The organism is Monashia sp. HAY1-5C (genome assembly GCF_056755255.1).
The window spans coordinates 44,408-55,029 of record NZ_JBPGXG010000008.1 but is presented as its reverse complement, the minus strand read 5'-3'; the positions used below and the strand labels follow the sequence as shown (position 1 = coordinate 55,029).

Genomic DNA, 10,622 nt, shown 5'->3' with positions numbered 1-10,622 from the left:
GGGGTGCGGGCGAGAGGACACGGTAGCGATGGGGGGGTCCCGAGGGGTTGTGGTCGCCCCCCGCGTCGATGGTTCGCACCGCGTCGTCAGCGCCGCTTGCGCTTGACCTTCTTGCCGCGGCGGTCGGCGCGACGCTCGACCGGCTGCTGGTCACCGGTGACGACGGCTCGGCCGTCCTCACCCGGAGCCGAGTAGCGCAACGCTCCGGACCGCTGTCCGTCGGTGTGGTCGACGCCGGACACACGCACGCCGGAGCCGAAGGCGCCCACACCCTCCGGGGCGGCGGGCTCGGCCCCGCCGTGGGCGTCCGGTTCGGCGGCGGCACCGGTCCGGTCGTCGGTCACCGGTGCGCTGCGGTCGGCGGTCGCTGCGGCGACACCACCGACGAGGTCCGAGACCGACATCGGGGCCGCGCCGACCGTCGCGGGCTGCGGCGCCACCTGCACCTCGACGGAGAACAGGTGCGAGACCGACTCCTCCTTGATGGCCTCCATCATTGCCTCGAACAGCTGGAAGCCCTCCCGCTGGTACTCGATGAGCGGGTCGCGCTGGGCCATGGCGCGCAGCCCGATGCCCTCCTGGAGGTAGTCCATCTCGTAGAGGTGCTCGCGCCACTTGCGGTCCAGCACCGACAGGACGACGCGCCGCTCGACCTCGCGCATCGTCTCGGCGCCGAGCGACTCCTCGCGCCGGTCGTAGGCGTGGTGGGCGTCGGAGAGCAGCTGCTCGCGCAGCAGGCCTGCCGAGATCGACTGGCGGTCACCGGCGAGGTCCTCGATCTCCTCGATCGTCACCGAGACCGGGTACACCTGGCGCAGGGCTTCCCACAGCTGCTCGAGGTCCCAGTCGCCAGCGAAGCCCTCGGCCGTCGCGGCGTCGACGTACCCGCCGACGACGTCGTTGACGAAGAGGCGCAGCTGCTCGTGCAGGTCCTCGCCCTCGAGGACGGCGCGGCGCTCCTCGTAGATGACCTGACGCTGGCGGTTCATGACGTCGTCGTACTTGAGGACGTTCTTGCGGATCTCGTAGTTCTGCGCCTCGACCGCACCCTGCGCCTTCTGGATCGAGTTCGTGACCATCTTGCTCTCGATCGGCACGTCGTCCTCCATGCCGGCCGTCTGCATGAAACGGTCGACGATGCCGGCGTTGAACAGGCGCATGAGGTCGTCGTGCAGCGAGAGGTAGAACCGCGACTCGCCCGGGTCCCCCTGGCGGCCGGAACGACCGCGCAGCTGGTTGTCGATGCGGCGGGACTCGTGCCGCTCGGTGCCGAGGACGTAGAGACCACCGAGCTGGGTGACCTCCTCGTGCTCGGCGGCGACCGCCTCCTCGGCGGCGGCGAGCGCCTCGTCCCAGGCCGCCTCGTACTCCTCCGGCGTCTCCTCCGGGTCGAGGCCGCGGCGCTTCAGCTCGGCGACGGCCCGGAACTCGGAGTTGCCGCCGAGCATGATGTCGGTGCCTCGACCGGCCATGTTCGTCGCGACCGTGACGGCCCCCTTGCGGCCCGCCTCGGCGACGATCGCGGCCTCGCGCTCGTGTTGCTTGGCGTTGAGCACCTCGTGCTTGATGCCGCGCTTCTTCAGCTGCTGCGAGAGGTACTCGCTCTTCTCGACCGACACGGTGCCGACGAGGACGGGCTGGCCGGCCGCGTGCCGCTCGGCAATGTCGTCGACGACGGCGTCGTACTTGGCGATCTCCGTGCGGTAGACGAGGTCCGGCTGGTCGATGCGGATCATCGGGCGGTTCGTCGGGATCGGGATGACCCCGAGCTTGTAGATGGAGTTCAGCTCGGCGGCCTCGGTCTGGGCCGTGCCGGTCATGCCCGAGAGCTTGTCGTACATGCGGAAGTAGTTCTGGAGGGTGATCGTGGCCAGGGTCTGGTTCTCGTTCTTGATCTCGACACCCTCCTTCGCCTCGATCGCCTGGTGCATGCCCTCGTTGTAGCGGCGGCCCGGCAGCATCCGGCCGGTGTGCTCGTCGACGATGAGGATCTCGCCGTTCATGACGACGTAGTCCTTGTCCTTCTTGAACAGCTCCTTGGCCTTGATGGAGTTGTTGAGGTAGCCGATGAGCGGGGTGTTGACGGTGTCGTAAAGGTTGTCGATGCCGAGGACGTCCTCGACCTTGGCGATGCCCGACTCGAGGACGCCCACGGTGCGCTTCTTCTCGTCGACCTCGTAGTCGCCCCGGCCGTCCTCGCCGCGGTGCAGGCGCTGGGCGATCCGCGCGAACTCGACGTACCACTTCGTCGCGAGGTCGGCCGGACCGCTGATGATGAGCGGCGTGCGGGCCTCGTCGATGAGGATCGAGTCGACCTCGTCGACGATGCAGAAGTGGTGGCCGCGCTGGACGAGCTCTGCGGGCTCCCACGCCATGTTGTCGCGCAGGTAGTCGAAGCCGAACTCGTTGTTCGTGCCGTAGGTGATGTCCTTGGCGTACTCGGCGCGGCGCTGCTCGGGCGTCATCGAGGCGAGGATGCAGCCGGTCTCCATGCCGAGGGCGCGGTGGACGCGGCCCATGAGCTCGGACTGGTACTCGGCGAGGAAGTCGTTGACCGTGATGACGTGCACACCCTGGCCGGTCAGCGCGTTGAGGTAGCTCGGCAAGGTCGCGACGAGCGTCTTGCCCTCGCCGGTCTTCATCTCCGCGACGTTGCCCATGTGCAGCGCGGCGCCGCCCATGAGCTGGACGTCGAAGTGACGCTTGCCCAGGGTGCGCTTGCTGGCCTCGCGGACGGCGGCGAAGGCCTCGGGGAGCAGCTGGTCGAGGGTCTCGCCGTTGTCGAGCCGCTCGCGGAAGCCCTTCGTCTCGTCCCGCAGCTCCTCGTCGGTGAGCTTCTCGAAGTCGGCCTCGAGGGCGTTGACCTGCTTGGCGATGCCCTGGAGCTTCTTCAGGGTCCGGCCCTCGCCGGCGCGAAGCAGCTTCTCGATGACGGCCATCTGGTGATCTCACTCCCGACTGAACGTGTGGGCTCGCCCGGTGGGCGGGCTCCATCGCCCGCGATGGGTCACGGGACCCGCCTAGGCTAACCGTCCCGGCGACTCTCCGACCAACGCACACCCGCCCCGGTCGGTTCCGGGGCGGTTCCGGATCGGCTCGAGGATCGGTGCCGCCGGCGCAGGTGACGTGTCAGGGCGCCCCGGCCCAGCCCGGAGGCAGGTCGACGCGCCCGAGACCCAGCCACTGCGCCATGGCCTCGAGGTTGCGCACGAGGGCGCTCCGCGCGTCGGCGGGCGCGCCGGGTTCCCACGAGACGCCGGGACAGCGGAGCACGCCCGCGGCGCGGTCGGCCTTGAGGTCGCAGCGAGCCACGAGCGCGTCGCCGTGCAGGAAGGGGAGCACGTAGTAGCCGTGGACGCGCTGGTGGGCCGGCGTGTAGATCTCGATGCGGTAGTGGAAGTCCCACAGGTCATGGATCCGCTGGCGCTGCCACACGAGCGAGTCGAACGGGCTGACGAGCGCCTCGGCGTGGACGCGCCTGGGCAGCCGCGCGTCGGCGTGCAGCCATGCGGGCCGCCAGCCGGGCACCTCGACGGGGACGAGCTCGCCGTCGGCGACGAGCCGGGCGATGGCCGGTCGCGCGTCCTCCCGCTTGATCCGGAAGTAGTCGGCGAGGCACAGCTCGGTGCCGACGCCGTGGGCGCGAGCGGCGATCCGGACGAGCTCGACGTACCGCTCGGGGTCGGCGTCGGGGCCCGGGCGCTCGAGCCAGGCGGCGCGCTGCGCCGGCGGGGCCGTCGCGGCGAGCGAGGCGTACCGACGCTCGAACTGGGTGGTCCGCCCGGCCGAGCTGATGCGCCCGGCCCAGAAGAGGTACTCGAGCGCCTGCTTGACCTCCGACCAGTTCCAGCCCCAGTGGTCCGTGCGGCGCGGCTGGTCGTGCTCCAGGGCGGCCTCGACCTCACGCGCCGTCATCGGCCCGCGCGCGACGACCTCGGCCTCGACGAGGTCGACGAAGTCCGGACGCTCGGCGAGGATGCGCCGCATGCCGCCCCACGCCTTCTCGGCGGCCGCGCGCATGCGCGGGTCGAGCAGGGGCCACGTCGAGGGCGGGATGAGGCTCGCCTCGTGGGCCCAGTACTCGACGAGCCGGCGCGGAGCCCGGTCACGGGCGCGGTCGAGCAGGGCCGGGTCGTAGGGCCCGAGGCGGGAGAAGAGCGGCAGGTACTGGCTGCGGGCAAGGACGTTGACGCTGTCGATCTGGATGACGCCGACCCGGTCGATGACGCGCTGCACGTGGCGCATCGTCGCCGCGAACGGCTCGGGACGCGGGTCGAGGAAGCCCTGCGCGGCGATGGCGACGCGTCGGGCCTGGGCGCGGCTGAGCCGGCGCGGGGCAAGGGTCACGGGCGGTGCACGTCCTCGGCTCGTGGGCCTCAGTCCGGGTCGATGAGCCGCTGGCGCACGGCGTACATCGCCGCCTCCATCCGCGAGTGCATCTGCAGCTTGTCGAGGATGTTGCGGATGTGGTTGCGGACCGTGTTCTCGGAGATGAACAGCTCGGTGGCGATCTCGCGGTTCGTCCGGCCCTTGGCCACGAGCCGCAGGATGCCGAGCTCGCGCTCGGTCAGGCGGGGCGCCTCGAGGCCGCCCGCGACGGCCGGGACGGAGTCGCGCTGGCTGATCGTGGCGAACTCGTGCAGCAGCTTGGAGGCCATCAGCGGCGACAGGAGCGACTGCCCGTCGTGCAGCTTGCGGATGCCCTCGGCGACCTCCTCGGGCGGGACGTCCTTGAGCAGGTAGCCGTTGGCGCCGGCCCGGACGGCCTCGAAGAGGTTGGCCTCGTCGTCGGAGCTGGTCAGCATGAGGATGCGGGCGGAGGGGATGCGCTCCCGGATGGCCCGGCAGGCGTCGATGCCGCCGCGCTTGGGCATGCTGACGTCCATGACGATGACGTCGGGGGCCTTCTCCTCGGCGACGGTGACCGCCTCGACGCCGTCGGCGGCCTCGCCGACGACCTGGATGCCGTCCTCGGTCTCGAGGACGGTCTGCAGCCCGCGGCGGTAGAGCGCGTGGTCGTCGACGATGAGGACTCGGATCACGTCCGGAGGCGGGTTCACCCGCCCATCCTGTCAAAGCGTGCCGACAACGCACGCCGGCGCGCCTTTCGACGCGCTGGCCAGGCACTGGCGACGCACTGGCGACGGCCCGGCGATGGACCGGCCGTCGTGGCGGGCCACGTGACGGAGGCGCCGCCCGCTCGTGCGGACGGCGCCTCCCCGTGCGTGCCGGTGCGTGCCGGTGCGTACCGGTGCGGCCTTCGTGGCGCGAGCCGTCAGCCGGTGGCGGCGACCTCCTGGTCGGTCTCGAGGTGCAGGACCCCGTAGCTCCACCCCCGGCGCCGGTACACGACGCTGGGGCGGTCGGTGTCGGCGTCGTGGAACAGGAAGAAGTCGTGGCCGACGAGCTCCATCTGGTTGACGGCGTCCTCGAGGCTCATCGGGGCGGCCGTGTGGATCTTCTCGCGGACCTCGATCGGCGAGTTGCCCATGGCTCCGAAGCGGTCGAGGTCGTCGATGCGTCCGTCGCCGTTGGCCGACTCGGGCGCGGAGGGCTCCCCCGCTGCGTCGATGCGTGCCGTCGCCTGTGCAACCGACTCGGGGACCCGGCGACCCCGGCTCACCTTGCGCTTGTCGTGCACCCGCCGCAACCGGTCCATCAGCTTGTCGACGGCAGCGTCGAGCGCGGCGTACTTGTCGTCGAGACAGGCCTCGGCGCGGATCACGGGGCCCTTGGCCCGGCACGTGATCTCGACCTTCTCGGACCCACGGGCTACCCGCTCGTGGGTGACGACGACATCGATGCGGTGCACCTTGGGGGCGAGCGCGGGCACCTTGGCCAGGCGCTCGTCCAGCTGCTGACGGAATCGGTCGGGGATCTGGACGTGACGCCCAGTGACGACGATCTCCACGGTTCCTCCTTGATCGCGCACGGCTTCTTCGTGCGGCGCAGGCTGCTGCTCCGGGCCAGGCCACGCGCGGCCGGCCCACTGACGGGTCGACACCACCCCTTCCGCTGGTCACGCCTCCGGTCGGACGGGGGGCCGAGCCCAGCTGCCGTACCCCGGAGGACGGGGTTCCTGACCCGACCCTACTTCGGCGGCGACACCGGTGGGAAGCAGTTCCCGGGACTACGACGGACTTCACGTGGGGCGCCCCGACGCAGACCCCCGCCGGCGGGTCCTCGGGGCGGGTGTGGCCGCCACGGTGGCGCCGACGACCGCGACGGCGCCACCCTCGTGGAGGGCCCGAGCGGCCTCGGCGAGCGTGGCGCCCGTCGTCAGAACGTCATCGACGACGACGCAGCGTCGTCCGCGGATGACCTTGTGCCACAAGGGCTTGACCACCATCGAGCCGGCGAGGTTGCGACGTCGGGCGGCCCGGTCGAGGCCGGTCTGGTCGCGCGTACGGCGGGTCGGCTCGAGCGCGCACGCGAGCCGGACCGGTACCGGCGAGGAGGGCCCGGGCCTCGCCGGCGACACGCCGAGCGCGTGGGTCGCCAGAGCGACGAGCGGCGTGTCGCCGCGGGTCCGCTCCGCCCGTCGTGACGACGGCACGGGGACGACGAGGACCGGCCCGCGGGACCACCCCGACTCCCGCACCGCGGCCTCGAGGGCTGCGGCGAGCAGGGGCGCGAGGACCGCCTCGACGTCGCGCCGCCCGTGGTCCTTCCACGCCGGGACGGCGTGGCGCAGCGGCCCGTCGTAGGGGCCCCAGGCCCAGACCGGCGGCAGCCCGGCGGGCGCGCGCGGCGGGACGACCTGCGGGGCGTGGGCGCCCCCGGCGAAGGCCAGACCCGGGAGCGCGAGCTCGCAGCGCCGGCACCACGCGCGTCCGGGCCTGCGGCACCCGGCGCACTCGACCGGCAGAACGAGGTCGGCGAGCGGCAGGAGCAGCCCGGCGGCGAGCGCCCGGACGCGGCCGGCCACCTCGGGCGGGACGGGCACCACCCCATGACACCGCGTCGACACGGCCGCTGCCGGCCTCTGTCGCGGGCCTGTGGACGCCTCGCGCCCGGGCCGGGGGGTGTGGAGGAGCGCCGGTGCGCCGGTCAGCCGCCCGGGACGAGGACGTCGCTGCCGTTCTCGATCCTGCGCCAGGTGGACCCGGCGCGGACGAAGACGTGGTCGTCGGAGGTGATGACCACGAGACCGCGGGGACCTCCGACGGTCGTGATGCGGACGGCACCGGCCACCGCTCCCAGCCCGGCGGTCGACTGCCGGCGGCCGTCGATGCCGGCCCCCAGCGTCCCGGTCCACGGATGCATGCTGCCGCGCGCGCCCTCGGTGCCGAGCACGGCGTAGGACACCGGACCGAGCCAGGTGACGTCCTGCAGCTGGGTCAGTGACTGGGCCTGGCGCTCCGGCGTCGTCAGGGACAGGGGCTCGCCGTTGGTGGACCTGACGATGCCGGTGAGCCCCAGCTGCTGGTCGCGACCGAACCGGTCGGTGCTGATGACGAGCGCGCGGGACGCGTCGGCCGAGACGCTGAGCGCGACGACACGGCGCCCCGCCAGCCAGGGCGCGCTGATCGCGCGCGGCCGCGCCGCGGGGTCCTTCGAGACGCTGTCGAGGACGTAGACGTGGTCGGCACCGTCGCCGCCGCTGCCGGCGATCCACAGGTAGCCGCTGTTGTCGTAGGACGGACGCGTCAGTGATGTCGCGAACGGCGCGAGGAACCGGGTCTCGGCCGACGCGCTCCAGATCGACAGCTCCGCTCGGCCGGTGGACACGGCGGCCAGCTGCTTGCCGTCGACCGACAGGGCGAGGGCGGTCCACGTGTCGGGGACGCGCGCGATGTCACCGTCGCGTGGCTTGAGGTCGGGTCGCCTGGCGCCGTTGCCGGTGTCGGACACGTAGGTCGGGTCGATCCGCGTGACGGAGTCGCCCGAGCGCAGCAGGGCGGTGTCCTGCGCCGGGCGGGTCACGGTGTCGAAGCCGAGGTCGGTCGCGGCCCCGACGGTGGTCAGGCCGCCGGGCAGCTCGAGCGGGGTGCCGGCCACGGCAAGCGACACCGACGAGACCGTCGGGACCTGCCGCAGCGTCTCGGTCAGCTGCGCCCACAGGGCGGCGCGCCCGTCGGGGTCCGCCGAGAGTGCCTGGGTGCTGAGGTTGACCTGCGCCTGCCCGTTCTCGACCGGCACCGCGTTCACGGCGAGGCGGGTGCCCGGCGGCGCCGCGGTGGCGACGGCGCCGCCGAGGTAGGCCGGCACCGGCGACAGCTGCGCGCGGGCCAGCGTCGTCGGCAGCCGCGAGCCGATGGGGAACCAGCGCGAGTCGGGCACGAGGTCGCGACCGGTCCTCGTCACGTAGTAGACGAGCTGGTTGGTGTAGATGCGCTCGAACTGGTCGGTGTCGAGCCACAGCCCGAAACCGCGGGGCGGCAGCTCGATGCGCCACTCCCCCCGCACCTTCGTCAACCCCAGGACCATCGACACCCGCGTGCCCGGCTCCTGCTCCTCGTACCGTCCGTCGGCCGACACGCGAGCGACCTCGTCGGCCGACACCTCGAGGCGGTCCGGACCGAACCTCCGGAAGGACAGGTCGCCGTCGTAGACGACGACGTCCTCGGTGCCCCACCGCCACAGGTCGACCGACTGCGGGGCGAGGAAGAGCTTGCCGGTCTGGTGCGTCTCGTCGTTGTCCTCGCCGGCCCGCAGGAACCCTCGGATGACGGCCTCCTGGCTCGCCCCGTCGACGGGGCCGACGGCCGCGACGCGGACCGGTTCGACGGCCGAGTCACCGAGGGCCCTGCCGTCGACGACCGGGCCGGAGCCGGGCAGCCCGCCGCACCCGGCGAGGACGAGCGTCGTCACCGCGGCGGCCGCGGCCAGCGCCACGCGCCGACGCGGCCGCCGGACGGGGCGACCCGTCACGGGGAGCGCTCCACCGCGATGCGCCTCAGGCGCAGCGTGTCCTCGTCGGTACCGCCCGTGCCGCCGGTGCCGTCGCTGCGCGTCGCCTCCCCCAGCGCGGCGCCCTCGCGACGGGCCCTGGCCGCCTCGGCCGCGAGCGGGCTGAGCGGCAGGGGTGAGCTGGTGATGGTGGCGTCGGCCTTGCGCGGCAGCGTCAGCCGGAAGCAGGAACCCTCGCCGTGCGCGCCCCACGCCTCGAGTCGTCCGGCGTGCAGCCGGGCATCCTCGAGCGCGATGGCCAGGCCCAGACCCGTGCCTCCGGTCGTGCGGGCCCGCGCCGGGTCGGCGCGCCAGAACCGGGTGAAGACGAGGGCCGCCTCGCCCGGCCGGAGCCCGACGCCGTGGTCGCGCACGGTGACCGCGACGGCCGAGTCGTTCTCGCCCACGGTCACCTCGACCGGGCGGCCCTCGCCGTGCTCGACCGCGTTGGACACGAGGTTGCGCAGGATCCGTTCGATGCGGCGCGAGTCCATGTCGGCGATGACCGGCCGCTTGGGCATCCGCAGCACCAGCCGCGTGCCGCGGCTGGCGGCGAGGGCCCGGTGGGCGTCGACGGCTCGCTCCACCGAGGCGCGCAGGTCGGTCGCCTCGACCTCGAGCACCGCGGCGCCGGCGTCGAACCGGGAGATCTCGAGCAGGTCGGTCAGGAGCGACTCGAACCGGTCGAGCTCCTTGTGGAGCAGCTCGGCGGATCGGGCGACGGTCGGGTCGAACCCGGCCCGGGAGTCGTGGATGAGGTCGCCGGCCATCCGGATCGTCGTCAACGGGGTGCGCAGCTCGTGCGACACGTCGGAGACGAACCGCTGCTGGACACGCGAGAGGTTCTCCAGCTGGGCGATCTGCTGCTGCAGGGAGGCCGCCATGGCGTTGAAGGAGTTGCCGAGGCGGGCGAGGTCGTCCTCGCCCTTGGAGCGCATCCGCTCGTTGAGGTTGCCCTCGGCGAAGCGCTCGGCCACGAGCGCGGCCCGGCGGACCGGGTCGGCGACGAGGCGCGTCACGACGAAGGCGATGGCGCCGATGAGCAGCACGAGGATGGCACCACCGACGAGGAACGTCTGGCCGATGAAGGAGATGATCTCCCGCTCCCGGTGCATCGGGTAGATGAAGTAGAGGCCGTAGTCGCCGGCCACGGGCGTGGCGATGCGCTGCCCGACGATGACCGCCGAGATGGAGTCGTTGCCCTCGTCGATCGTCGCGACCTGCAGGTGCTGGCGGTCCGGCTGCGCGGCGACCTGGGCGCGCAGCTCCGCCGGGATGAACCGCGCGCTGCCCGAGCTGCTCTCGATGGTGTTGATGATGATGCGACGACCGGCCGGGTTGTCGAGCGTCGACAGGACGACGTAGCGCTTCTCGTTGCCGGCGTCGCGCCGGTACTGGTTGACGAGCGTCGTCGCGAACTGGGTCAGCGCGGCGTCGGAGGCGATCTGGTCCGTCGAGTCGAACTGCTTCTGCGCGTCGGCGGCGTCACGCAGGCTGTCGTCGGCGGCGATCCGCTGCCGCCCGTCGACGAGGCCCTGGGCGATCGAGCCGTAGAGGTAGGTGCCGACGGCCGTGAGCACGAGGATGCCGAGCAGCATCGTGACCATGACGACGCGGAACCCGAGCGAGGACCGCCACAGGTGCACGAGGCGCGAACCCGCCCGGCGCAGCGCCGAGCGGGCCCGCGACGCGAGCCCGGCGACCTGCGCGGTGCCCGACCTCGCGGTCAT

7 protein-coding genes are annotated in these 10,622 nt (G+C 72.6%); all 7 read right to left on the bottom strand.

All coding sequences use genetic code 11. The features are described from left to right. Positions 1-86: 86 nt before the first annotated feature. Positions 87-2,939, bottom strand: coding sequence for a preprotein translocase subunit SecA (gene secA / locus ACR9ZK_RS02475; protein WP_481339806.1), 2,853 nt, complete (start codon positions 2,937-2,939; stop codon positions 87-89). Between the two features lie 190 nt (positions 2,940-3,129). Then, complete coding sequence (locus ACR9ZK_RS02470; RefSeq protein ID WP_481339802.1) at positions 3,130-4,347, bottom strand: winged helix-turn-helix domain-containing protein; 1,218 nt, start codon at positions 4,345-4,347, stop codon at positions 3,130-3,132. Positions 4,348-4,376: 29 nt separating this feature from the next. Then, positions 4,377-5,060, bottom strand: a complete 684-nt coding sequence (locus ACR9ZK_RS02465) for a response regulator (RefSeq protein ID WP_481339800.1) — start codon at positions 5,058-5,060, stop codon at positions 4,377-4,379. Positions 5,061-5,275: 215 nt separating this feature from the next. Beyond that, positions 5,276-5,911, bottom strand: a complete 636-nt coding sequence (gene hpf / locus ACR9ZK_RS02460; protein ID WP_481339797.1) for a ribosome hibernation-promoting factor, HPF/YfiA family — start codon at positions 5,909-5,911, stop codon at positions 5,276-5,278. A 231-nt stretch (positions 5,912-6,142) separates the two neighbouring features. Then, the gene (locus ACR9ZK_RS02455; RefSeq protein WP_481339794.1) at positions 6,143-6,946 is read right to left on the bottom strand and encodes a ComF family protein; all 804 of its coding nucleotides are present in this window, start codon (positions 6,944-6,946) and stop codon (positions 6,143-6,145) included. Positions 6,947-7,050: 104 nt separating this feature from the next. Continuing rightward, a complete protein-coding gene (locus ACR9ZK_RS02450) occupies positions 7,051-8,874 on the bottom strand; it encodes an LpqB family beta-propeller domain-containing protein (RefSeq protein ID WP_481339792.1) in 1,824 nt (607 codons plus the stop codon). Next, positions 8,871-10,622 (bottom strand): MtrAB system histidine kinase MtrB, encoded by a 1,752-nt coding sequence (mtrB, locus tag ACR9ZK_RS02445; protein WP_481339788.1) that lies wholly within the window; start codon positions 10,620-10,622, stop codon positions 8,871-8,873. The genes ACR9ZK_RS02450 and mtrB overlap by 4 nt, the downstream gene beginning before the upstream one ends.